Source organism: Clostridium sp. Marseille-P7770 (assembly GCF_902143525.1).
Taxonomy (GTDB): domain Bacteria; phylum Bacillota; class Clostridia; order Lachnospirales; family Lachnospiraceae; genus Pilosibacter.
Genome location: NZ_CABFVC010000004.1, coordinates 296101 through 320200, shown reverse-complemented (window position 1 = coordinate 320200; position 24100 = coordinate 296101). Strand labels below are relative to the sequence as shown.

The window sequence follows — 24100 nt, the reverse complement described above, 5'->3', positions numbered from 1 at the left end:
ATAGCATTATGTTTCATGCATGAGGCCATATTATTTTCCACTCAAAATATTCATTTGGAGAAATCTCTCCATTATTTAATTTCGTTTTCATTTCACACCATTCCGAAAGGAAATCATTTACCAATCCATATTCAAAAGTTAATGCGACAGGTGCACCTGTACAGTCATAATCATCTTCGTTATAAGTTGGTCTGACTGTTTCAGATGGTTTTGCCGGAGTCATTGCAGTTAAGTGAATCAAATTGCCAGGAGCAGTGTACTCAGGAAATCTTGTACCTTTTCCTCTTGCTGGAAGTGAAGCCGCACTTTCTTCAAGCCAGAAAAGAGTTTCAATGATATCCTCTGCAGCACCAAGGCTGTAATCAGAAATAGCTTTGTAATTGCAGTGCAGTGCATCGGCGAGCTTCAAAATCATATCTTCGCCGGGAATACGTGCACCAGTTTCGTATTGTGATATACGGACTGACATATTTTTTCCTTCAAAGCCAAGTGCACCGCCTAGATCATCCATTGTCATTTTACGGAATACCCGTATTTTCTTTATTCTTTCACCTATTGTCATAGTGTAGTTACCTCCATTTTGTGATCCTGTATGGGCTGTTGAACGCCAAGTTATCTGACATGTCAGATAAAGTAGTTGTCACCATTCCAGAAAAAGTTTTATGCAAAGCTATACAGATTAAGGATTGTAGAGCAGAAGCGTTTTGTGGTTGGTGGAGCAAAGTATACAGAGAAAGCTCGAGCCGGAAACGGAATATTGAGAACGAGGAGCAGTATCATGAGTATCAGATATGGCATGTGGGAGTGCAGGAAGAACTGGACGAATTGAAGCAGGAGAAAAGGAATATTAAGAAGCAAATACAGCTTGCTGATGGAATTGTGAAAGAAGATTTGTATACGGCTTATTATGCAGTGTCGGAGAAAGAAGAAATCGTTGCAGACAGGGATGTTGAGATACCGGGGATGGAAGATGAGGCAGTGTCAGAGAAAGATGTGGCTGTTGAGCCGGAGACGAATGTTGTGGTAATAAATCCAGACAATAATCAGAATGAAATAGGCAGACAGAAAGAGCAATCTGATAGTGCGAGAAAACAACAGACTGATTTAGAGGGAATAGGAATACCAGAGATTCTTAATTTGTCTGATGTGAATATGACAAGAATGGACGAAAGTATAATTAATGTGACAAGTAAAAGTGAATTGGTGAACATGAAGAAAAAGAGCCTGTGGACGAAGTTGGCTGGATTGTCAGGAGAATATCAGAGCTTGGTGGTTTTGAGAATGTCAGTGATTCTGTTAAGGCAGATGTATTCGGATTTGATATTGCTGATGTGAGTGGAAGCATAAGGATGTTTTCAGATGTGATGAAAAGGTTGGGGATAAAACTGGATGGAGATGAACTTTATGAGGAATTTCAGAGGATTTATGATGAAAGTGTTGGTAGAGATGTTGATAAAGGAAAGATGGAAGATAAGATGAGGAATAGGGACAGAGGAAGATGATTCCTCTGCATATCCACGATTCACTTTACGCACCCGAAATATATATTGCAAACTAGGAAACGATCGCAAGAAGTTGCGATTGTTATTGATGATGTAGTGATTCTGTGATATCATATAAAAATATGGTACATGAAAACGGAGGTCAAAATGAAAGTATTGGTAACGAATTGTAGTCCATATAAACGTAGTATGGATACTATTGCAGAGGCAGCAGATTTTTTTACAAAAGAGATTATAACAGATGAGAGATTGAGGGAGCGAGAAAAAGGTCCTGATGGAAACAACTACGGAATGTTTCAGAAACGCTGGGCTGACCATGATTATCATGAAGATGGTGGAGAATCCATTGCTATGGTTTAAAATCGTAATATAGAGGCGTTGAACGAGATTTTAGCAGATAATACAGATAAAGAGAGTGTTATAGGAACCCATGGTACTGCCCTTAGTACGATATTGAATTCTTATGACAATAGTTTCGGGTGCGAAGAATTTCTGCGAATTATAGATTGGATGCCATATATTATCGAACTGGATTTTGAAGGCGATAAGTTGGTTGGCAAACATGAACATTGCTATGTGGAGAAGGAATTCAAGGGCAATCAGCGTGCGGATAAGAAGTAGTGAGGAATAGATGAATACACGATATTATATGGTCATTATCAAGGGTGAAATAAAGACATCCGAAATAATGTCATGTGGTTATAATAGAAATACCCAAAAATGGGATGTAAAATTCAATAATGGAAAAACATACTCGTATGCATATTTGAATGTGGAAAAGTTGACTTATCCGGAGGTTTTGAATCCTAACATGTATCGGATTAGCAGAGAAGGACGAGAGTTCTTTGATGTTAATGCAATATATGTATTTAGAAGCGGAAGTGAGTCTTATTGGCACATTTGTTTTGGCGATGGTAGTGAAAGAGATTATCGTCGGAACGACTTGCATATTATAGAGTCATGTCTTGCCCAGAGTCAGTCATCAAATGTATTTGAATATATAAAGCAAATTGCAGGTTTGAGTAATCTTAAGAATGAAGAGACTGGTGAAAAATTATTGTCTAAGAAGTTTGCCAAGATTTCTTTTGTGGGTAGTGATGTAGCTTTAGCAAAGTATTTGAATCCATCATCATTGCAAGGAAAAAGAACAGGACGCGAATACATTCCAATTTTCCCATTTGGATGCAATAACAGTCAGTATAAGGCTGTAAAAAATGCCATGGAGAATCAGATTAGTGTTATACAGGGACCTCCAGGAACGGGGAAGACACAAACGATATTGAATATTATTGCCAATATATTAATGCAAGGGAAAACGGTACAGATAGTATCCAATAATAATTCGGCAACGGAAAACGTATATGAAAAATTATCTTCTCCAAAATACAATTTGGGTTTTATTGCTGCGACATTAGGAAGTTCTAAAAATAAGAAATTATTTGTTGAGCATCAGGATGCCGCTTATCCCGATTTTTCGTCGTGGAAAACGGGAGAAGATCAAAGTGTTTTGCAGAAGGAAATAGCAGAGCAATCCAGTCAGTTAAAAAGTGTTTTTGATAAGCAGGAAAAACTGGCGTGTTTAAGGCAGGAACTTTCACAGTTGGTTACTGAACAGGAATATTTCAATCAATATGTTAAAGAATCAGATGTTCATACAGATAGTATTAAGTTCAAGAAAAAACTATCTTCAAAGCAATGGATGGTATTGTGGCAGGAGTGCCAGTTGATTTCAGAAGAGAAAACGGCAATAGGATTTTGGTTTAAGATAAAAGCCTTATTTAAATATAGAGTAACCGATTGGAGCATTTATAAGCAGGATATTTCAAAGATAATTACAACCTTTCAAGCAATGTATTATCGTGCGAAGCAGGCGGAGTTGTCTGGGAAAATTGCAGATATTGAAAAGTATTTAAATAGTGTTAATAAGAATTTGCTTGAGGATTTATGCGATCAGTCAATGGTTGTCCTAAAAGACAAACTGGCAAGGAAATATGAAGGTAACAGTAGTAGGAAAACTTTTAGTGAAGATAATTTGTGGAAGGAACCATACGATGTATTGGCTGAGTATCCGGTTATATTAAGTACAACATTTTCATCAAGAAACAGCCTGAATTCAGATGTGGTGTATGATTACCTTATCATGGATGAGGCATCACAGGTAGATATTGCAACTGGTGCGTTGGCATTGTCCTGTGCAAGGAATGTTGTTATTGTAGGGGATACCAAGCAACTTCCCAATGTTGTTACAGGTGATATAAAAGCCAAAGCAAAAGTTATATTTGACAGCTTTAATGTGAGTGAAGGATATCAGTATACAAACAGTTTTCTGCAATCCATTTTGGATGTTATGCCAAATGTAACACAAACATTGTTGCGGGAACATTATAGGTGTCACCCCAAAATAATCAATTTCTGTAACCAGAAATTCTATCGTGGTGAATTGATTATTATGACAACGGATAAGGGTGAAGAGGATGTTTTATCGGTAGTAAAAACGGTAGTGGGAAATCATGAGCGTAACCATTATAGCCAGCGCCAGATAGATGTTATTAAAAATGAGATTATACCAAAATATGTTTCAAATCCGGAAGAAACCGGAATTATTGCACCGTACAAAAATCAGGTAGAAGCTTTAAGCAAGGAGATTACAGATATTGATGCTGCTACAGTGCATAAGTTCCAGGGCAAGGAGAAAGAGAATATTATTATATCTACCGTGGATGATGAAATATCTGATTTTGCAGATGATCCATATTTAATCAATGTTGCTGTATCAAGAGCCAAAAAGAAATTGATGTTGGTTGTAACTGGAAATGAGCAATCAAAAGAGCGCAATATAACAGATTTGATTGATTATATTCAGTATAATAATTTTGAAGTTACTGAAAGCAAGATTTATTCGATTTTTGATTACCTTTACAAGCAGTATACTGAGGAAAGAAGGGCATACTTGCAGAAGCACAAAAAAGTATCAGAATATGATTCGGAAAATCTAATGTATTCATTGATAGAGGACATTATCTCCGCTAACAAGTATTCAAGCTTGGATGTTGTTTGTCATTTTCCGTTGAATATGTTGATTAAGAATCCAGAACTATTAAATGAGCAGGAATGTCAGTATGCAATGAATCCAGCAACACATTTAGATTTTCTGATTTATAACAGAATTGGTAAAAAGCCTGTGTTGGCGATTGAGGTTGACGGATATGAATACCATAAAGAGGATACCGTTCAGGCTTCAAGAGATTTATTGAAAAATCATATTATGGAGTTGTATGAAATTCCATTACTGAGATTTATGACTAATGGTAGTGGCGAGAAAGAAAAGCTTATAGAGATGCTGGATAAGTTGGTTGAGTAACTGAAATGGGAAATAAAATGGGAGATGCTATTATGGCTGTATCATATAACAAATTATGGAAATTATTAGTAGATAAAAAAATGAGCAAATCGGATTTGCGTAAAAAGGCAGAAATTGCTCCTAATACAATGACAAAGCTTCGCCGTGATGAAGAGGTGAGCCTAACAATTCTTAGCAAAATCTGCAAAACTTTACATGCAGATTTTGGGGATATTGTGGAGTATGTACCGGATGCAGAAATATGGGATTTGTATAATGAGAACCGAGAGCTTCTGGGAAAAGACCATATCAGAGGAGAACAGTTACCGATAGACGGATACCATCTGGTGGTGCATGTGTGGATTCGTAATTCCAAGGGCGAGTACCTTATCTCGCAGCGTTCTGCAAACAGACCGACATATCCTTTGATGTGGGAATGTGTAGGAGGTTCGGTTGTAAAAGGAGAGGATAGTTTATTAGGAGCAATCCGGGAGGCAAAGGAAGAGGTTGGAGTTGGTTTGATGCCAGAAAATGGACAAGTTATTTTTACAAAGACACGAAAAATCATTGATGGAAAAATTTATAATGATATTATGGATGTTTGGCTGTTTGATTACGATGGAGAGGTTGATTTAGGCAATGCCACAACAGATGAAGTGGCGCAGGTTGCATGGATGAATCGGGAGCAAATTAAGGAATTGTTTGAGCATAATATGTTTGTGGATACATTGGAATACTTCTTTACGGAAGTGGACAAGCAGTAATTTGGAAAGTTGGTGGATATATGAAGGAAAAAGAACATCAATCCATAGAGTGGAAGGAATCATGGCAGGATGAGTATTTAAAATGGATTTGTGGATATGCCAATGCCTACGGTGGAACAATATACATAGGTACGGATGACAATGGTAATGTTGTAGGTATTGATAATGCAAGAGATTTATTAGAGCGAATTCCTAATAAAATTACGGACACAATGGGAATCATTGCAGATGTGAATTTGTTATATAAAGGCGAACTTGAGTATTTGCAGATAATTGTTGATAAATATCCATCTTTAATAAGTTTTCGTGGAAAATATTATTATCGTTCCGGAAGTACCATGCGTGAGATTACTGGAAAGGAATTGGAAAGAGCTTTGTTAAAAACGCAGGGAAGAACATGGGATGGTGTGCCTCTACCAAAACTGACAGTATCTGATTTAAAGCAGGATGCAATACAGCTATTCAAAGATAAGGCAGTGAAAAGAGGAAGGCTTACGAAGGAAGAAGTCAGTGTGGAAGATACTATCTTGATGGATAACCTGCACCTAATTGATGAAGATGGATATTTGATAAGAGCAGCAATGCTTGCGTTTTATAAGGATCCAGAAAAGTGGGTAACAGGTTCTTATATCAAAATCGGTTATTTTGGAAAATCGGATTCGGATTTGGTGTATCAGGATGAGGTGCACGGGCCTTTGATAGAGCAGGTAGATAAGACTGTAGATTTGGTATACACGAAATATATGAAGGCATTGATTGATTATGAGGGTGTCCAGAGAATTGAGCAATTTATGTTCCACAAGGACGCATTCCGTGAGATTTTGTTGAATGCCATTGTTCATAAGGATTACAGCGGTTGCAATCCAATTCAGATTAGCGTTTACGAGGACAAGATATATATTTGGAATGATGGAGAGATGCCTCCAAATCTGGATTCTACTGACAAGTTGTTTATGAAGCATTCATCAAAGCCTTATAATCCGAAATTGGCTAATATCTTTTTCAAAAGCGGTATGATTGAAGCTTGGGGAAGAGGATTTGAGAAGATTAGGGAAGCCTGTGCGTTGTATGATGGACCATTGCCGGAATACGAGATTAATGAGGCTGGAATTATGGTTCTTTGCAAGGCTTGTGATAGGCATTTGAGGTTATTGAGAGATGATGGTCAGCATCCTGACCATCATCCTAACCAAAATGGTCAGGATGTGAATAAGCTGATTATCGATTTTTGTAAAGACCCGAAGTCGGTCCAAGAAATAATGGATGAATTTGATTTTGATAGCAGGACAAGCTTTAGAAGAAAGTATTTAACTCCTATGCTGAAAAATAGTGTGTTAAAGATGACTATACCGGAAAAGCCATCAAGTAAAAATCAGAAATACTTTTCGTAAGAAAATAAGCTAACCACATCTTAACCAATGTGGTTAGGTTAAGAATACAAGAATCTGGAGAGAAGGTGAACACTTTGGCTTGGTATAGGAACGCTGAATAGTCAGCCCCCTTGCGGGGCTGTGAGTTAAAACAAAAATCAGGTAATCGACTTTTCTGCCGCCCTCAAAGTCAGCCTTCTTGTGGATTGTGAGTTGAAACAATTTTTCTCTACATCTAAATGAAAAACTTAAGCTTTCAGCTGTTCTTGGGAGAATGGAATAAGTGCAGCCGGTGAGGACAACTAAATAAAGCCTCCTGCAATATGATGTCGCAAGCCAAACTCAAAACCAGAGGAGGCGTTCCAAATGAACAATGGAAGTTTATCACATAACCAATGAAATAATATAAAATTGCATACATGGTATAATTATGGTACAATTAAACTACATAAAGGAGGTGCTTTTATGCCGCAAATTGTTCCAATTAGTCATTTAAAAAACACTTCAGAAATTTCAGAAATGTGTCATTCTACAAAAGAACCAATCTTTATTACGAAAAATGGGTATGGTGACATGGTGCTCATGAGTATGGAAAACTATGAACGGATGATGAAGTTGTCAAAAGTTTATAAGGAGCTGGAGGAGTCGGAGAGCCAGATAGAAGCTGGGCAGACGATGAATGCGAGAAAGCAGCTTGCATCCATGAGGGAGAAATATGGGTTATAAACTGGAAATTACGCAGAAGGCATCTGAACATTTGGATCAGTTGCTGGCTTATCTGTTGAATCCGTTAAAAAGCGATCAGACAGCCAAACATCTTCTTTCGGGAATCGAAGAAATTTATGATCGTCTGGAAGAAGATCCATGGAAATTTCCAGCATGTATCGATTATGTGCTTCGAAAAAAGGAATACCGGAAGGCAAAAATACCGGGCATGGCATAGCTTATGATTTATCGGGTAAATGAAGATATAAGAACGGTCTATGTCATGGGAATCTTTCATGAATTAGAGAACTATGGAAGCAAGTTATTAAAGAAGGCCTGAGAGAAATCCGGTTGGATGACAATATATTTCCCTGGATATTACGGTAATGGAAAGAGCCGGACTATTTTGAGATGTTCTGCAAAGAACTAGAAGCGTGTGGGATCACATATAGGCTGAAATCGGAAGGACCGCTGATATTGACACAGATGGCGGAACTTTGGCACTGTGTTGTGGTGGTTCTATGTCGATAGTTGGGGTGGGATTTCTTAGAATCCCGCTCCATTATTGAATTTGGAGCTTTTCCAGATCCTTTGGAGGAAGTTTATAATTACGCACATTTTTTGACATGAAAAAGATTATGATGGCAGATGAAAGAAATCAGCAGTATTCCAGTTGCAAATAAGGTTCACTAGAAAATGAAAGAGAGAACAATAAAATGAACAACAAGATCGTAGTCTGCCTCGGAAAAGGTGGGCAGAGAGATATGGCAGAGTCCTTTGCCAGAAAAACAGGAGCGCCGATCGTGGATAAGCCGGGAGAATATCTGACGATTCATTTTGATTCCAAGGGAGTGTCACTGTCAGGATTCGGGCTGACTTATCAGGGGGACTTTGCGGAGACAATGATGCATAGAGTCACCAATGGAAGACTGCAGCATGAGATGCTGGTAAAGGCGGCAAGCTCCGAGAAAGAAGGGCGGAAAGCAATCGATGCCACTGCCGGTATGGGAGAGGATGCTTTTTTACTGGCTGCACAGGGGTATGAGGTGACATTATATGAGCAGAATCCTGTGGTCGCTGCACTTCTGAAGGATGCCATCCGTCGTGCGAAAAAGAATCAGATTTTAAAGGATATCGCCGGCCGCATGAAAGTAGTGGAGGCAGATAGTGTGGAATGCATGTCAAAGCTTTTGGATCCGGTAGATGTGATTTATCTGGATCCGATGTTTCCTGCGAGACAGAAATCCAGTCTGATCAATAAAAAACTTCAGCTGATCCAGAAGCTGGAGCCGCCATGCTCGGAGGAAACAGATCTTTTTGATGCGGCACTAAAAGTCGGTCCGTCCAGAATTATCGTTAAGCGGCCATTGAAAAGTGAATGTCTTGCAGGCAGAGAGCCTTCTTATACATTGAAGGGGAAGGCAATTCGGTATGATTGCTATGTGCTGTAAAAACTCCCACTAACAGAAGAATCGCCCGTGCGGTGTGGTCTGAGCAATTTTCCGGGAAATGGGAGATCAATAGTCTTGCAGTCTTAAGGTGCGAATGATATGAAATTTCGTGATACATTGGCTGAAACAAGAAAAGCAAACCAATATATAAAATATTAGAAACAACAACTCTGATTATCTCCAAAAAGCCCGGAAATACGGGCATTTCACGGGATATAAGAACTGAATTTACTACCGATTTACTACTTTCGGATTGAGCTTTGACACGCTTCTGCTTCCCGTGAAGCCCAGCGCCCAAATAGTGACACATCGAAAATTGAATACGACACCGCAGACAGCGGCGTTCTCTTTTCCCCTTTGGGGAGATCAGGACGCCGCTTTTTTGCGCCCAAAAACAGAAAGGAGGCGACCGCCTATGTACTTTACTTCCGGCAGCGACCGGGCCTTTGAACAGCTCATGCAGACGAGGCCGGGCGCAGATCATTTTGACAACGGCGAGGCCGGAGCGCCGGAGGACTGCGGCACCTGCCGTTTCTACCGCCCGCACTGGAAGTACCAGTTTTGTGTGTATGAGGAATGTCCCTACCAGCCGGGCAAGCTCACCGCCCTTGACGGCGCGGTGAAATTTCAAGTGAAAGGAGTGGACGACGAGATGGCAGTTTTTCGAGTGGAGAAAAACCGGGGCTATACGGTGATGTCCAACCACCACCTGCGGAACAAGGACTTGTCCCTGAAAGCCAAGGGGCTGCTGTCGCAAATGCTGTCCTTGCCGGAGAGCTGGGACTTTACGCTGAAAGGCTTATCCCTTATCAACCGGGAGCAGATCGACGCGATCCGGGCGGCTGTCCGGGAGCTGGAACAGGCGGGCTATATCGTGCGTTCCCGTGAGCGTGACAGCCAAGGCCGCCTGCGCGGGGCGGATTACATCATTTATGAACAGCCCCAGCCTGTGCCGGATTCACCTACATTGGAAAATCCAACATTGGATAATCCAACGCAGGAAAAGCCTACGCAGGAAAAACCAACGCAATTAAATAAAGATAGATCAAGTAAAGAGAAATCAATTACGGATGGATCAAATACCGATTCCATTCTTATCCTTTCCCCTCCCTCTCCTTTGGGGGAAGAAGCGGCTGCGCCGCCGGAACGGAAAGGAACGGGAGCGAAATCACAGAGCGCCGTAGAGATTTATCGGGAGATCATCAAGGACAACATCGAGTATGAACACCTTTGCCAGTACGCCAAGGGGATTGACCGGGATATGCTGGACGAGATCGTGGACTTGCTGGTGGAAACCGTATGCAGCGCCCGAAAGACCATCCGCATTGCCGGGGACGATTACCCCGCCGAGCTGGTGAAATCCAAGCTGATGAAGCTGAACAGCTCTCACATTGAGTTTGTCTTTGACTGTATCAGCAAAAACACCACGGAAATACGGAACATCAAAAAATACCTGCTGGCGGTTCTGTTCAACGCCCCAAGCACCATCAACGGCTATTACACGGCGCTGGTGGCCCATGACATGAACACCGGCAAAATCTGAAAGGAGGCCGACCCTATGAAACAGGGTGCTTTGATTTTTGACGAGCAGACAGACCGCTACGACATCCGCTTTGACCTTGCGGACTATTACGGCGGCCTGCACTGCGGAGAAACTTTTGATGTGATGGTGGGCGGCAGATGGAGGCCGACCCGCATTGAAATGGCCGAGAACTGGTATCTTGTGGGAATCCATGCCGACGACCTCTCCGGCCTGCGGGTGCGGATTTAAGCCATCCGCCTGCCTGCTGACTTTCCAAAGGAGGGATAGCAGTTGCAGGAAGAAGTAGACCAGAAAACCATAGCGTTAGCGGTTAAGACGGGCAAGCTCACCGCCCAAGTGCTGCAAGCGGCCATCCGAAAATATCTGGCCGCCCGGCAGAAAGGGACGGGCAAGGCCCATCACGGACAGCAGAGCTTACGGCAGCTCAAAAAGGACGGTTCCGCCCTGTCCAACATTGAGATCACCGACGCCAACATCGGCCTGTTTAAGCCCTGCGCCAAGAAATACGACATTGATTTTACCTTGCGGAAAGACCGCACTACCCATCCGCCCCGGTATATCGTGATCTTCAAATCCAAGCAGGCGGACAATCTGGAACAGGCGTTTAAGGAGTTTACGGCCAAGAAGCTCAAACAGCAGGAGCGCCCCTCCATCCGAAAGACCCTTGCCGTCCTGAAAGAAAAGGCAGCGGCCAGAAGCAGCCAGCAGGCCAAGGAGAAAATCAAGGAAAGGGGGCTGTCACGATGAAGCCGGAAATGAAAAAGCTGATCATCGCCAACCTGCCCTACCTGCTGTTTGTTTACCTGTTCGGCAAGCTGGGACAGACCTACCGGCTGGCGGCTGGGGCGGACTTGTCGGAAAAGCTATTGCACCTTGCGGACGGCTTTTCCCTTGCCTTTGAAAGCGCCGCCCCCAGCTTCCACCTGTTCGATCTGGCGGTGGGCGTGGCCGGTGCGGTGGCGCTGCGGCTGATGGTGTACTGCAAAAGCAAGAACGCCAAGAAATACCGCCGGGGTGTCGAGTACGGCAGCGCCCGTTGGGGCAGCCCCAAAGATATAGCCCCGTACATCGACCCGGTGTTTGACAACAACATCCTCCTGACCCAGACGGAACGCCTCACCATGAACAACCGGCCCAAAGACCCCAAGACCGCCCGGAACAAAAATGTGCTGGTGATCGGCGGTTCCGGCAGCGGCAAGACCCGGTTCTTTGTGAAGCCCAACCTCATGCAGTGCGTGTCCAAGGACTACCCGACCTCATTCGTGATTACCGACCCGAAAGGAAGTCTGATCGGCGAGGTGGGCCAGCTCCTTGTGCGGTGCGGCTACCGGGTAAAAGTGCTGAATACCATTAACTTTTCCAAGAGTATGCGCTACAACCCGTTTCGCTACATCCATTCGGAAAAGGACATTTTGAAGCTGGTAAACACTCTGATCTGTAACACCAAGGGCGAGGGCGAAAAAAGCGCCGAGGATTTTTGGATCAAATCGGAACGCCTGCTGTATTCGGCCCTCATTGGCTATATCTGGTACGAAGCGCCGGACGATGAAATGAATTTCACTACGCTGCTTGAAATGATAAATGCCAGTGAAGCCCGCGAGGACGACCCGGAATTTCAATCCCCGGTAGACCAGATGTTTGAACGGCTGGAAGAAAAAGACCCGGAACACTTTGCGGTGCGCCAGTACCGTAAATTCCTGCTGTCGGCGGGCAAGACCCGCAGCTCCATTTTGATAAGCTGCGGAGCCAGATTAGCGCCCTTTGACATCCGGGAGGTGCGGGAGCTGATGGAGGACGACGAACTGGAACTTGACACCATCGGGGACAAAAAAACAGCCCTGTTCCTGATTATGTCGGACACGGACACGACCTTTAATTTCATTCTGGCAATGGTGCAAAGCCAGCTCATAAACCTTTTGTGTGACCGGGCCGATGACAAATACGGCGGGCGGCTGCCCGTCCATGTGCGGCTGATTCTGGACGAGTTCGCCAACATCGGCCAGATTCCAAACTTTGACAAGCTGATCGCCACCATCCGAAGCCGGGAAATCTCGGCTTCTATTATTTTGCAGAGCCAGTCGCAGCTAAAGGCCATTTACAAGGACGCGGCGGAAATCATTTCCGACAACTGCGACTGTACGCTGTTCCTTAGTGGCAGGGGCAAGAACGCCAAGGAGATCGCGGAGGTGCTGGGCAAGGAAACCATTGACAGCTACAACCAGAGCGAGAACCGGGGCGCGCAGACCTCCCACGGACTGAACTACCAAAAACTCGGAAAGGAGCTGATGAGCCAAGACGAAATTGCAACGATGGACGGAGGCAAGTGTATTTTGCAGGTGCGCGGCGTGAGGCCGTTTTTCAGTGAGAAATACGACATCACCCGCCACCCCCGCTATAAATACCTCTCGGACGCTGACAAAAAGAACACCTTTGATGTGGACAGCTACCTGTCGTCCCTGCGCCGGAAAAGGCGGCGCGTGATAACGGAGGACGAACCCTTTGACCTCTACGACATTGAGCTGTCGGAGGAAGATTTTTCCGCAGAATAAAGCGGCCATAGAGAAAGGAGCGTGACCGATGGGACACTCGGACGAATGGACATTTGCGGATTATTTCAAGTATGAGAAAGAAATCTACCGGGCAATCATTTCCGCTGCGGTGCTGTGCCAGTGGATCGCAGAACATGATACCCCGCCCACGGACGGGGAAGCCGAAGAACTTGCAAGGGAAATAGACCGCAGACTGTGTGAAGCATGGGGCGAAATTTTTTCGCTGGCTGTGCTGGAATGGCGGGACGGCCAGTAACTCCGGGCCGTCTGCGGATTGTGAGGCTGCCGCTGTGTACGGCGGCTTTTTTTGCACCCAAACACCATCACAATCTGAATTTATGGAGGTAAATTTATGGAATTTTTCAATAGTGCAGTTGATACTTTGCAGACCATCGTTGTGGGCCTCGGCGGAGCGCTTTGCGTATGGGGCGGCGTCAATCTTTTGGAGGGATACGGGGCGGACAACCCGGCGAGCAAGAGCCAAGGAATCAAGCAGCTTGTCGCCGGAGGAGGCGTTGCCCTGATCGGCATGACCCTTGTTCCGCTGCTGTCCGGGCTGCTGGGATAACCCCATGTGTGTTAGAAAACCCTCCGCGCCCTCTCTGATCTGGGAGGGCGCGGGAAAGGAGGTGTCCCCACATGATTGGTGATTTAATCGGGGAATGGATCAAAGGAATCCTGATCGACGGTATCATGGGCAACCTGTCCGGCCTGTTTAACACAGTCAATACCAAAGTCGGGGAAATCGCGTCGGATGTGGGCAGTACCCCGCAGGACTGGAACGGCGGCATTTTCTCCATGCTGCAAAACCTGTCCGAAACGGTGATCGTCCCCATTGCGGCGGCCATTCTCGCCCTTGTGATGTGCTATGAGCTGATCGACATGATCGTGGAAAAGAACAATATGCACGACTTCGACAGCTCCATGTTCTTCCGCTGGATTTTCAAAAGCGCCTTTGCCATTCTCATTGTGACGAACACATGGAATATCGTCATGGGCGTGTTTGACGCCACCCAGCAGGTCGTCAACCAAAGCGCCGGGGTGATTATCGGAGATACCAGCATTGATTTTGACACGCTGCTGCCCGATCTGGAAAGCCGCCTTGAAGCAATGGACATCGGGCCGCTGCTGGGCCTGTGGTTCCAGACCCTTGTTGTGGGGCTGACGATGAACATTCTTTCCATCTGCATTTTCCTTGTGACCTATGGAAGAATGATTGAAATTTACGCCGTGACCGCATTGGGGCCGATCCCCCTTGCCACGCTGGGCAATGCAGAGTGGCGCGGCATGGGCCAGAACTACTTGAAATCCCTGCTTGCGCTGGGCTTCCAAGCCTTTTTAATCATGGTGGTTGTCGGGATTTATGCGGTGCTGATCCAGCAGATCGGAACCGCCGACGACATATCCGGCGCGATCTGGGGCTGTATGGGCTATACCGTTTTGCTTTGCTTCTGTCTGTTCAAGACCGGCAGCATATCGAAAGCCGTATTTACCGCACATTGACAGACAGGAGGAATACCAACCATCGAGGAAACACAAAAGAAAACCTACAACATCCTTTACGCCGACCCGCCGTGGAGATATGAGTGCAAACGGACAGGGGCGGCGGAACATCACTATCCCACCATGAGCATTGACGATCTGTGCGCCCTGCCGGTGGAAACGCTGGCGGGAAAAGACTGCCTCTTGTTTTTGTGGGCGACTTTCCCACAGCTCCCGGAGGCGCTGCGTCTGATTAAGGCGTGGGGCTTTTCCTTTAAGACCGTGGCCTTTGTCTGGCTGAAATTGAACCGCAAAAGCCCCACATGGTTTTACGGACTGGGCTATTGGACGAGAGGAAACGCGGAAATCTGCCTGCTTGCCAAGCGGGGCCATCCCAAGCGTTACTCCAAAAGCGTCCATCAGTTTATCATTTCCCCGGTGGAGGAACACAGCAAGAAACCAGACATTACCCGCGAGAAAATCATAGCCCTTGCGGGCGACCTGCCCCGCGCAGAACTGTTTGCCAGACAGAAAACCCCCGGCTGGGATGTGTGGGGCAATGAATTGGACAGCGATTTTTCCCTGTCCGTACCAGAAACGAGGTGACTTTTTATGGCTTATGTAACTGTCCCCAAGGATTTAACCAAGGTCAAATCCAAGGTAGTATTCGGGCTGACGAAACGCCAGCTCATTTGTTTTGGCGGTGCGCTGCTGGTAGGCGTCCCGCTTTTCTTTTTGATCCGGGGCCGCGTCCCGACCAGCGCGGCGGCGCTCATTATGGTGTTTGCCATGCTGCCGGGCTTTCTGCTGGCGCTTTACGAAAAACACGGCCAGCCCCTTGAAGTGGTGGTGCGCCAGATCGTCGAGTGCTGCTTCATCCAGCCCAAGGAACGGCCCTATCAGACCAACAACGCTTATACCGCCCTTGTGCGGCAATCCCAAATGGAAAAGGAGGTCAACGCCATTGTCCAAAAAGCAAAAGAACGAAACGAGCGCAAAAGCGCCGGTCAAGCTCACCCGCGCCGAAAAGAAAGAGATTCAGGCCGTCATCCGAAAGTATAAGGGCGACGGCAAGCCCCATTCGGCACAGGCCAGTATTCCCTATGAGGCCATGTATCAGGACGGCGTATGCCGGGTAACGCCCCGCACCTTTTCCAAGTGCATTGAGTTTACGGACATCAGCTACCAACTGGCGCAGGCGGACACCAAGACCGCCATCTTTGAAAACCTGTGCGACCTCTACAACTATCTGGACGCCTCCATTCATGTGCAGTTTTCCTTTATCAACCGCAAGATCGACCCCAAGCAGTACGCCAAGAGCTTTGAAATCCGGGCGCAGGGGGACGACTTCGACGACATCCGCAGCGAGTATTCCGACATTTTGCAAGACCAGCTTGTGAACGGGAACAACGGCCTGATGAAGCGGAAATTTATGACCTACACCATCGAGGCGGACAGCCTGAAAATGGCCCGCGCCAGACTGCGCCGGATCGAAACCGACCTTTTGGGCTATTTCAAGAGCATGGGGGCCTCCGCGTGGGGACTGGACGCCAAGGAACGGCTGGAAGTCATGCACAGCATTTTCCACCCGGACGGGGAGCCGTTTTCTTTTGACTGGAAGTGGCTTGCCCCGTCGGGGCTTTCCACCAAGGACTTTATCGCCCCGTCCTCGTTCCGCTTCGGCAATGCCCGGATGTTCGGGCTGGGCGGCAAATACGGGGCGGTGAGCTTCCTGCAAATCCTCTCCCCGGAGCTGTCGGATGAAATGCTGGCCGACTTCCTCAACACAGAAAACGGCATTGTGGTGAACCTCCATGTGCAGGCCATCGACCAGAGCGACGCCATTAAGACGGTCAAGCGCAAGATCACCGACCTTGACGCCATGAAGATTCAGGAACAGAAACGGGCGGTAAGAAGTGGTTACGACATGGATATACTTCCCAGCGACCTTGCCACCTACGGGCAGGACGCCAAGGAGCTACTAAAGACCTTGCAGAGCCGGAATGAAAGGATGTTCCAGCTTACCTTTTTGGTGCTGAACACCGCAGACACCCGGCAAAAGCTGGAAAACGATGTGTTCTGGGCTGCCGGGATCGCCCAGAAGTACAACTGCTCCCTTGTGCGGCTGGACTACCAGCAGGAACAGGGGCTTATGAGCAGCCTGCCGCTGGGGGCCAGCCACATCCAGATTGAACGCTCCCTGACGACTTCCAGCGTGGCCGTGTTCGTCCCCTTTGTGACGCAGGAGCTTTTTCAGGGCGGCGACGCCATGTATTACGGGATCAACGCCAAAACCGGCAACATGATTATGCTCGACCGCAAACGGGCGAGGTGTCCCAACGGGCTAAAGCTGGGGACACCGGGAAGCGGCAAAAGTATGAGCTGTAAATCAGAAATTTTGAGCGTGTTCCTCTGCACCCCGGACGATGTGTATATCTGTGACCCGGAAGCCGAGTATTACCCCCTTGTGAAGCGGCTGCATGGGCAGGTGGTGAAGCTGTCGCCTACCAGCAAAAACTATGTGAACCCGCTGGACATCAACCTGAACTACTCCGAGGATGAAAACCCGCTGGCCTTGAAATCCGACTTTGTGCTGTCGTTCTGTGAGCTTGTCATGGGCGGCAAGAACGGGCTGGAAGCCATTGAAAAGACGGTGATCGACCGGGCGGTACAGGTGATCTACCGACCTTATCTGGCAGACCCCAAGCCGGAAAATATGCCCATCCTTGCAGACCTGCACAAAGCCCTGTTAGACCAGCATATCCCGGAGGCCGACCGGGTGGCGCAGGCCCTTGACCTGTATGTGTCCGGCAGCTTAAATGTGTTCAACCACAGAACCAACATCGACATTCAAAACCGCATTGTGGCCTTTGACATCAAGGAACTGGGCAAGCAGCTAAAGAAAATCGGTATGCTCATTGTCCAAGACCAGATTTGGGGGCGCGTCACCCAAAACCGCAGCAAGGGCAAGGCGACATGGTATTTTTGTGATGAGTTCCATCTACTTTTGCGAGAGGAACAGACGGCGGCCTTTTCCTGTGAGATTTGGAAGCGTTTCCGTAAGTGGGGCGGGATTCCCACAGGTGCAACGCAGAATGTAAAAGACCTGCTTTCCTCCCCGGAAATTGAGAACATTTTGGAAAACAGCGACTTTATCTGCCTACTCAATCAGGCCAGCGGCGACCGCAAAATCCTTGCGGAACGGCTGAACATTTCACCCCAGCAATTACGGTATGTGGACAATTCCGAACCCGGCGAGGGGCTTCTCATTTACGAAAATGTGATCCTGCCCTTTAAGAACCCCATCCCGAAAAACACCCAGCTCTACCAGATCATGACGACCCGGTTAGGCGAGGGGGCGACGGTATGAGCGCCTTAACACATTTCAGCCTGTTTTCCGGGATCGGCGGGATCGACCTTGCGGCGGAAGCCGCAGGGTTTACCACCGTATGCCAGTGCGAATGGGCGGATTTCCCGATGGAAGTTTTGAAAAAGCACTGGCCGCAGGTACCAAAATTCCGGGACATTACCACAGTGACAAAGGAGGCATTTTTTGAAAAAACAGGACGAGAAACCACCACACTTATTTCCGGGGGATTCCCCTGCCAGCCCTTTTCCAGTGCCGGGAAACAACGGGGATTTGAGGACGAACGGTATTTATGGCCCGAAATGCTCCGCGTTATCCGGGAACTGCACCCCTCTTGGGTGCTTGGAGAAAATGTTGCTGGCTTCATCCATCTGGGGCTCGACAAGACGGTTTTTGACTTGGAGCAGGCAGGCTACGCCGTTAGGGTTTTCGTACTTCCTGCTGTCGCCGTCGGCGCATGGCATGAGCGCAAAAGAACTTTCATCATCGGCCATGCTGCTTCCCACGCCCCTTGCCAGCGACACGGGGGATGTGGGGAAAACTGTCGATGTGCGGATGACCCCGACTGGGAGCTTCCGAAAATACAATCCCAGCGGAACCGTATGGACGGCGCGGCTGTCATGGGCGGTTTACAAACTGCTGGGCAGCCCGCCGGGGGATGTGAAACTGAATCCCGACTGGGTGGAATGGCTGATGGGATTCCCCCGGAGATGGACGGACATTCCATGTGGGCCAAAGAACCGGCGCAAATCCCGTACTTAATCAGCGACCCACCGGCGAATGTGGCAAAGCGGTTAAAGACTTTGGGAAACGCAGTTGTTCCCCCGCAGGTGTACCCCATCCTGCGCTATATTGCAGAGATTGAAACCGGGCGCTGCCGGAACAGACAGCAAGGAGGTGATCGGATATGGAACCCTTAAAACCCCGCGACAAGGTAACGCAGCACATGACCCGCGACGGCCTGACACTGGATAACCAGACCACCGGCGAAAGCGTCAATGTGTCCAGCCGGGAGGCCGAGCAGGAATACACCGCCCAGCCGGAGGGCGCGGCGGAAAAAATACTGGAACGGGCGGACGAACTGCACGACCGCCACAAGGCAAAGAAAGCGGCCAAGGACGCCGGGGAAACCGTGGCGCAGGCCACCGGCCCTGTTTCCCGGTTGCAGTTTACCGCCGAGGAACGGGCCTCCCCGGAGTTGGCCCCGTATATCAAAAAGGCAGAAAAACGGGCGGATCAGCTGGAAGCAGCCAAAGAAGCCTTGCCGAAAAAGCGTGTCGTCACCAAGGAAACCGTTTATGACGAGGCCAAGGGCAAGGCCAAAAGCAGGCTGTATTTTGACAAGGTGGAGAAATCCCCTCCCCAGCTCAAACCAAACCCGGCCAGCCGCCCCATACAGGAAGCCGGGCTTTACCTCCACGGAAAAATCCATGAGGTAGAACACGAAAATGTGGGCGTGGAGGGCGGCCACAAGGGGGAGGAACGGGCGGAACGGCAGGCGGGCCGCATGATCCGCAGCGGCGTCCACCGCCACAAGCTCAAACCCTACCGGGCCGCAGCCAAGGCCGAGCGAAAGTCCATCGCCGCCAACGCCGAGTTTGCGTATCAAAAATCCCTGCGGGACAACCCGGAGCTGGCGCAGGCGACCAAGAACCCCGTTTCCCGCTTCTGGCAGAAACAGCACATCAAGCGGGAATATGCCAAGGCAGCAAGGGCGGCGGGCCAGACCGCACAGGGGGCGGCAAGCACCGCCAAGACCACGGCTGCCGCAGCCAAGAAAGCCGCAGAGAAAAGCAGACAGGCCGCGTCCTTTGCCGCCCGGCACTGGAAAGGGGCGCTGATCGTCGGCGGCGTAGGCCTTATGCTCCTGCTGGTGATGGGCGGCTTGCAATCCTGCACCGCCATGTTTGGCAGCACCGGGACGGGCCTTGCCGCCACCTCCTATCTCTCCGAGGACAGCGATATGCTGGGAGCCGAAGCCGCCTATGGCGCGCTGGAAGCAGACTTGCAGCACGAACTTGACAACTACGAAAGCCTGCACCCCGGTTATGACGAATACCGTTTCGATCTGGACGAGATCAAGCATGACCCCTATGTGCTGACCTCCATCCTCTCCGCGCTGCATAACGGCGTGTTCACTTTGGGGGAGGTACAGGGCGATCTTGCTATGCTCTTTGAAAAACAGTACATCCTGACCCAGACCATCGAAACGGAAACCCGCTACCGCACCGAAACGAGGACGGACAGCGAGGGAAACACCTACACCGTGGAAGTACCCTACACTTACTACATCTGCAATGTGAAGCTGGAAAACTTTGACCTGTCCCACCTGCCCATCTACATTCTCACCGAGGAACAGATGGGCTTTTATGCTGCCTATATGCAGACTTTGGGCAACCGGCCAGACCTGTTCCCCAACGGCAGCTATCCCCACGCCTCCACCCCGAAAGAGCCGACCTACTATGAAATCCCCCCGGAGGCGCTAAAGGACGAAGCCTTTGCCGCCATGATCGCCGAGGCGGAAAAGTATGTGGGCTATCCCTATGTGTGGGGCGGCAGCTCCCCAAGCACCAGCTTTGATTGTTCCGGCTTCATTAGCTGGGTTATCAATCATTCCGGCTGGAATGTGGGACGCCAGACGGCGCAGGGGCTTTACAACATCTGCACTCCCGTTTCCCCGGAGCAGGCCAAGCCCGGCGACCTTGTATTTTTCGTCGGCACTTATGACACTGCCGGGATGTCCCATGTGGGGCTGTATGTGGGAAATTCGGTCATGCTGCACTGCGGAGACCCCATTTCCTACACAAACCTCAATTCAAGCTACTGGCAGCAGCATTTTTATTGTTACGGGCGGTTGCCTTAAACGCCAGAAAGGAGTAAATCACTATGGCAATGAACAAATTGGAGCGCATTGAAAAGGATATTGAGAAAACCAAGGGCAAGATCGCGGAGCTGCAAAAGCAGCTTCGGGAGCTGGAAGCGGCCAAGACCGAACAGGAAAACTTGCAGATCGTCCAGCTTGTGCGCGGCCTCAACATGACCCCGCAGGAGTTCGCCGCCTTTGTGCGCGGCGGCGCGTTGCAGGCGGCCCCGGCCCCGATCCCGGACTTTGAACAGGAGGACAGCGCCCATGAAGAAATCTAAACTGTTCCGCACCTTGACGCTGGCTGTGGCCGCTGCGCTCTGCATGGCGACCACGACCGTTACCGCCTACGCCGGGGGCGCTGACCCTGACCCTGTGCCGCTGCCGGAAACCACCGAGGCCCCCGCAGAAGTGCCGGAGGAAACCGAAGAACCTACCACCGGCGGCATGGAGCCGGTGGGCGTACCCGTCACCCCGCAGGGCAACGCTACGCTGGTGGATGATTTTTTCGGGGATAAGCAGCTTATCACCGTCACCACCAAGGCCGGGAATTATTTTTATATCCTGATCGACCGGGCCAACGAGGACAAGGAAACGGCGGTGCATTTCCTCAACCAAGTGGACGACGCCGACCTGCAAGCCTTGTTGGAGGACGGGAAAAAAGAGCCGGAGGTCTGCAACTGTACGGCCAAGTGTCAAGCCGGGGCCGTCAATACGGCCTGCCCGGTCTGTAAAAACAACCTGACCGCCTGCAACGGGCCGGAGCCTAAACCCCAGCCGGAGGAAGAAAAGCCGCAGGAGGAAAAGCCAAGCGGCATGGGCGGCCTTGTGGTGTTCTTTGTGGTGGTGCTGCTGGGCGGCGGCGCAGCCCTCTACTTCCTGAAATTCAAAAAGGAAAAAGCCGACACCACAGGAAATGACGATCTGGCCGAGTATGACTTTGGCGAGGACGAGGACGACGAGGACGAAGCCCCGGAGCCGGACGAGGATATGACAAGTGAAGATGGAAATAAGGAGGACGAAGTATGAGCTATCAGTTAGTAATTGCAGAGAAACCAAGCGTAGCCCGCAGCATTGCGGGCGTGATCGGCGCGGACAAGAAACAGGACGGCTACATGGAGGGGAACGGCTATCTGGTGAGCTGGTGTATCGGCCACCTTGTTTCCCTTGCCGACGCTGGGACTTATGACGAGCGTTTCAAAAAATGGCGCTATGACGACCTGCCGATTCTGCCGCAGGAATGGCAGTACATCATTCCCGACGATAAGAAAAAGCAGTTTGACACCCTGCGTTCTTTGATGGAGCGCCCCGATGTTACCGGCCTTGTGTGTGCCACCGACGCCGGGCGCGAGGGGGAATTGATTTTCCGTTTCGTCTACCGGATGGCGGGCTGCAAGAAACCGTTTCAGCGCCTTTGGATTTCCAGCATGGAGGACGCGGCCATCAAAGACGGCTTTGCCCACCTGAAACCGGGAACCGATTATGATAACCTGTATCAGTCGGCCCTTTGCCGGGCGCAGGCGGATTGGCTGGTGGGGATCAACGCGACCCGGCTGTTCTCCATCCTCTACCATAAGACCCTGACCGTGGGCCGTGTCCAGACACCGACCCTCAAAATGCTGGTTGACCGGGAGGCCAAGATCAGCAGCTTTCAGAAAGAGAAATACCACATTGTTCAGATCGCGGCGGGCGGCATGGAGGCGGCCAGTGAACGCATGGGAAACGCAGACGACGCCAAGACCCTGAAAGCCGCCTGTGAAACGGCGCAGGCCGTTTGTGTGTCGGTAACACGGGAGAAAAAGACGGAGCAGCCGCCCCGCCTCTATGACCTCACCACCTTGCAGCGGGAGGCAAACCGGCTGTTTGGATTTACCGCCAAGCAGACCCTTGACTATGCCCAACAGCTTTACGAAAAGAAGCTGCTGACCTATCCCCGCACCGACAGCCAGTATTTGACCGATGATATGCTGCCAACGGCGGAAAGCCTTGTGTCCGGCCTGTGGCCGCTGCTTCCCTTTGCGGCGGGGCTTGACCTGTCCCCGCAGTTTGGCCGGGTGCTGAACAGCAAAAAGGTAAGCGACCACCACGCCATTGTCCCGACGATGGAATTTGTGCAGAAAGGCTTTGACGGGCTGGCCGAGGGGGAAAAGAAACTGCTGTCCCTTGTGTGCTGCAAGCTGCTGTGCGCCGTGGCCGCGCCCCATGTGTACGAGGCTGTCACCGCCACATTCACCTGTGCCGGGAAAACCTTTACCGCCAAGGGAAAGACCATCCTGACCCCCGGCTGGAAAGAGCTTGACCGCCGATTTAAGGCGTCGTTCAAAACAGACGCCGACGACACCGCCCCGGAGCTTGCGCGGGAACTGCTGGAGATCACCGAGGGACAGACCTTTGACAAGGTAACTGCCACAGTCACCGAGCATTTCACCGCACCGCCAAAATCCTACACAGAAGATACCCTCCTTTCCGCTATGGAGCGCGCCGGTGCGGACGATCTGCCGGAGGACGCCGAGCGCCAAGGTTTGGGAACCCCGGCCACCCGCGCCTCCATCTTAGAAAAGCTGGTGCAGATGGGCTTTGTGGAGCGCAGGGGCAAACAGCTACTTCCCACCAAGGACGGCCACAACCTTGCCTGCGTGCTGCCGGAGGTGCTGACCTCTCCCCAGCTTACGGCACAGTGGGAAACAGAGCTGACGGCCATTGCCAAGGGGCAGGCCGACCCGGAGGGCTTCATGGCTGGCATTGCAGAAATGACAAGGGGCCTGATCGCAAACTACTCTCAGATCAGCGAGGACGCGCAGAAGTTGTTTCAAGCCGAGCGTGTGGTTATCGGCAAATGTCCGCGCTGCGGGGAAAGCGTCTACGAGGGCAAAAAGAACTACTACTGCGGAAACCGAAGCTGCCAGTTTGTCATGTGGAAGAATGACCGATTTTTTGAGGAACGGGGCAAGGCGTTCACCCCGAAAATCGCCGCCGCGCTCCTTAAAGACGGAAAGGCAAAGGTAAAGGGCCTGCGCTCCATGAAAACCGGCAAAACCTATGACGGGACGGTGCTTTTGGCCGATACCGGCGGCAAGTATGTAAACTACCGCGTGGAACAGAGGGGCAAGAACTAAAAACAGCAAGCATAGGGAGTGTAGCCACACTCCCGGCAAAATCCCTGA

The 24100-nt window shown here is 49.3% G+C and carries 26 protein-coding genes and 1 pseudogene; 26 read left to right on the top strand and 1 reads right to left on the bottom strand.

Features of this window, described 5'->3' with window-relative positions:
- Positions 1-13: 13 nt before the first annotated feature.
- On the bottom strand, positions 14-562 hold the full coding sequence (locus tag FN001_RS11605; RefSeq protein WP_142411916.1) for a helix-turn-helix domain-containing protein: 549 nt from the start codon (positions 560-562) through the stop codon (positions 14-16).
- Positions 563-621: 59 nt separating this feature from the next.
- Here FN001_RS11605 and FN001_RS11600 point away from each other — a divergent pair, with 59 nt between their 5' ends.
- From FN001_RS11600 to FN001_RS11490, 26 genes and pseudogenes are all read left to right on the top strand, one after another.
- Positions 622-1335: a hypothetical protein gene (locus tag FN001_RS11600; protein ID WP_243122001.1), complete on the top strand. Its 714-nt coding sequence runs from the start codon at positions 622-624 to the stop codon at positions 1333-1335.
- Between the two features lie 14 nt (positions 1336-1349).
- Positions 1350-1502, top strand: a complete 153-nt coding sequence (locus FN001_RS18495) for a hypothetical protein (RefSeq protein WP_015552546.1) — start codon at positions 1350-1352, stop codon at positions 1500-1502.
- A gap of 147 nt (positions 1503-1649) precedes the next feature.
- Complete coding sequence (locus FN001_RS18490) at positions 1650-1862, top strand: histidine phosphatase family protein (protein ID WP_243122000.1); 213 nt, start codon at positions 1650-1652, stop codon at positions 1860-1862.
- A gap of 18 nt (positions 1863-1880) precedes the next feature.
- A complete protein-coding gene (locus FN001_RS18485; RefSeq protein ID WP_243121999.1) occupies positions 1881-2123 on the top strand; it encodes a hypothetical protein in 243 nt (80 codons plus the stop codon).
- 10 nt (positions 2124-2133) lie between these two features.
- Positions 2134-4863: an AAA domain-containing protein gene (locus FN001_RS11590; RefSeq protein WP_185911911.1), complete on the top strand. Its 2730-nt coding sequence runs from the start codon at positions 2134-2136 to the stop codon at positions 4861-4863.
- A gap of 32 nt (positions 4864-4895) precedes the next feature.
- A pseudogene (locus tag FN001_RS18760) lies at positions 4896-5096 on the top strand (helix-turn-helix domain-containing protein); the annotation flags it as partial.
- On the top strand, positions 5079-5606 hold the full coding sequence (locus tag FN001_RS11585) for an NUDIX hydrolase (RefSeq protein WP_486463517.1): 528 nt from the start codon (positions 5079-5081) through the stop codon (positions 5604-5606). The pseudogene FN001_RS18760 and the gene FN001_RS11585, both read left to right, overlap by 18 nt.
- 20 nt (positions 5607-5626) lie before the next feature.
- The gene (locus FN001_RS11580) at positions 5627-6997 is read left to right on the top strand and encodes an ATP-binding protein (RefSeq protein WP_142411915.1); all 1371 of its coding nucleotides are present in this window, start codon (positions 5627-5629) and stop codon (positions 6995-6997) included.
- Positions 6998-7441: 444 nt separating this feature from the next.
- Positions 7442-7702 (top strand): type II toxin-antitoxin system Phd/YefM family antitoxin, encoded by a 261-nt coding sequence (locus tag FN001_RS11575; RefSeq protein WP_118297493.1) that lies wholly within the window; start codon positions 7442-7444, stop codon positions 7700-7702.
- On the top strand, positions 7692-7919 hold the full coding sequence (locus FN001_RS11570) for a type II toxin-antitoxin system RelE/ParE family toxin (RefSeq protein WP_142411914.1): 228 nt from the start codon (positions 7692-7694) through the stop codon (positions 7917-7919). Before FN001_RS11575 ends, FN001_RS11570 begins: the two co-directional genes overlap by 11 nt.
- A gap of 478 nt (positions 7920-8397) precedes the next feature.
- Positions 8398-9132: a class I SAM-dependent methyltransferase gene (locus tag FN001_RS11565; RefSeq protein ID WP_118605188.1), complete on the top strand. Its 735-nt coding sequence runs from the start codon at positions 8398-8400 to the stop codon at positions 9130-9132.
- A 415-nt stretch (positions 9133-9547) separates the two neighbouring features.
- A complete protein-coding gene (locus tag FN001_RS11560; RefSeq protein WP_071441261.1) occupies positions 9548-10675 on the top strand; it encodes a DUF6017 domain-containing protein in 1128 nt (375 codons plus the stop codon).
- Positions 10676-10690: 15 nt separating this feature from the next.
- Positions 10691-10903: a DUF5348 domain-containing protein gene (locus FN001_RS11555; RefSeq protein WP_003819042.1), complete on the top strand. Its 213-nt coding sequence runs from the start codon at positions 10691-10693 to the stop codon at positions 10901-10903.
- Between the two features lie 42 nt (positions 10904-10945).
- Entirely contained in the window at positions 10946-11422 is a 477-nt protein-coding gene (locus FN001_RS11550) for a PcfB family protein (protein ID WP_003509387.1), read from the top strand.
- A complete protein-coding gene (locus FN001_RS11545; RefSeq protein WP_118591929.1) occupies positions 11419-13224 on the top strand; it encodes a VirD4-like conjugal transfer protein, CD1115 family in 1806 nt (601 codons plus the stop codon). The genes FN001_RS11550 and FN001_RS11545 overlap by 4 nt, the downstream gene beginning before the upstream one ends.
- A gap of 28 nt (positions 13225-13252) precedes the next feature.
- Positions 13253-13480: a hypothetical protein gene (locus FN001_RS11540; RefSeq protein ID WP_005946702.1), complete on the top strand. Its 228-nt coding sequence runs from the start codon at positions 13253-13255 to the stop codon at positions 13478-13480.
- 96 nt (positions 13481-13576) lie between these two features.
- Positions 13577-13792: a Maff2 family mobile element protein gene (locus FN001_RS11535; protein WP_002566673.1), complete on the top strand. Its 216-nt coding sequence runs from the start codon at positions 13577-13579 to the stop codon at positions 13790-13792.
- 71 nt (positions 13793-13863) lie between these two features.
- Positions 13864-14727, top strand: coding sequence for a VirB6/TrbL-like conjugal transfer protein, CD1112 family (locus FN001_RS11530; RefSeq protein ID WP_005946756.1), 864 nt, complete (start codon positions 13864-13866; stop codon positions 14725-14727).
- A gap of 51 nt (positions 14728-14778) precedes the next feature.
- Positions 14779-15312 carry an MT-A70 family methyltransferase gene (locus tag FN001_RS11525; RefSeq protein ID WP_463680978.1) on the top strand — a complete coding sequence of 178 codons (534 nt, stop codon included), beginning with the start codon at positions 14779-14781 and terminating at the stop codon, positions 15310-15312.
- 6 nt (positions 15313-15318) lie between these two features.
- Positions 15319-15768 (top strand): PrgI family protein, encoded by a 450-nt coding sequence (locus FN001_RS11520; RefSeq protein WP_003509300.1) that lies wholly within the window; start codon positions 15319-15321, stop codon positions 15766-15768.
- Positions 15671-18076: a VirB4-like conjugal transfer ATPase, CD1110 family gene (locus FN001_RS11515; RefSeq protein WP_006060478.1), complete on the top strand. Its 2406-nt coding sequence runs from the start codon at positions 15671-15673 to the stop codon at positions 18074-18076. The genes FN001_RS11520 and FN001_RS11515 overlap by 98 nt, the downstream gene beginning before the upstream one ends.
- On the top strand, positions 18073-18993 hold the full coding sequence (locus FN001_RS11510) for a DNA cytosine methyltransferase (protein WP_117485244.1): 921 nt from the start codon (positions 18073-18075) through the stop codon (positions 18991-18993). Before FN001_RS11515 ends, FN001_RS11510 begins: the two co-directional genes overlap by 4 nt.
- Positions 18981-20936, top strand: a complete 1956-nt coding sequence (locus FN001_RS11505; protein ID WP_142411913.1) for a C40 family peptidase — start codon at positions 18981-18983, stop codon at positions 20934-20936. The genes FN001_RS11510 and FN001_RS11505 overlap by 13 nt, the downstream gene beginning before the upstream one ends.
- A gap of 23 nt (positions 20937-20959) precedes the next feature.
- Positions 20960-21217, top strand: coding sequence for a DUF4315 family protein (locus FN001_RS11500; protein ID WP_003509287.1), 258 nt, complete (start codon positions 20960-20962; stop codon positions 21215-21217).
- Entirely contained in the window at positions 21204-21965 is a 762-nt protein-coding gene (locus FN001_RS11495) for a DUF4366 domain-containing protein (RefSeq protein WP_055200130.1), read from the top strand. The genes FN001_RS11500 and FN001_RS11495 overlap by 14 nt, the downstream gene beginning before the upstream one ends.
- Entirely contained in the window at positions 21962-24052 is a 2091-nt protein-coding gene (locus FN001_RS11490; protein WP_142411912.1) for a DNA topoisomerase 3, read from the top strand. The genes FN001_RS11495 and FN001_RS11490 overlap by 4 nt, the downstream gene beginning before the upstream one ends.
- The last annotated feature ends 48 nt before the right edge of the window (positions 24053-24100 follow it).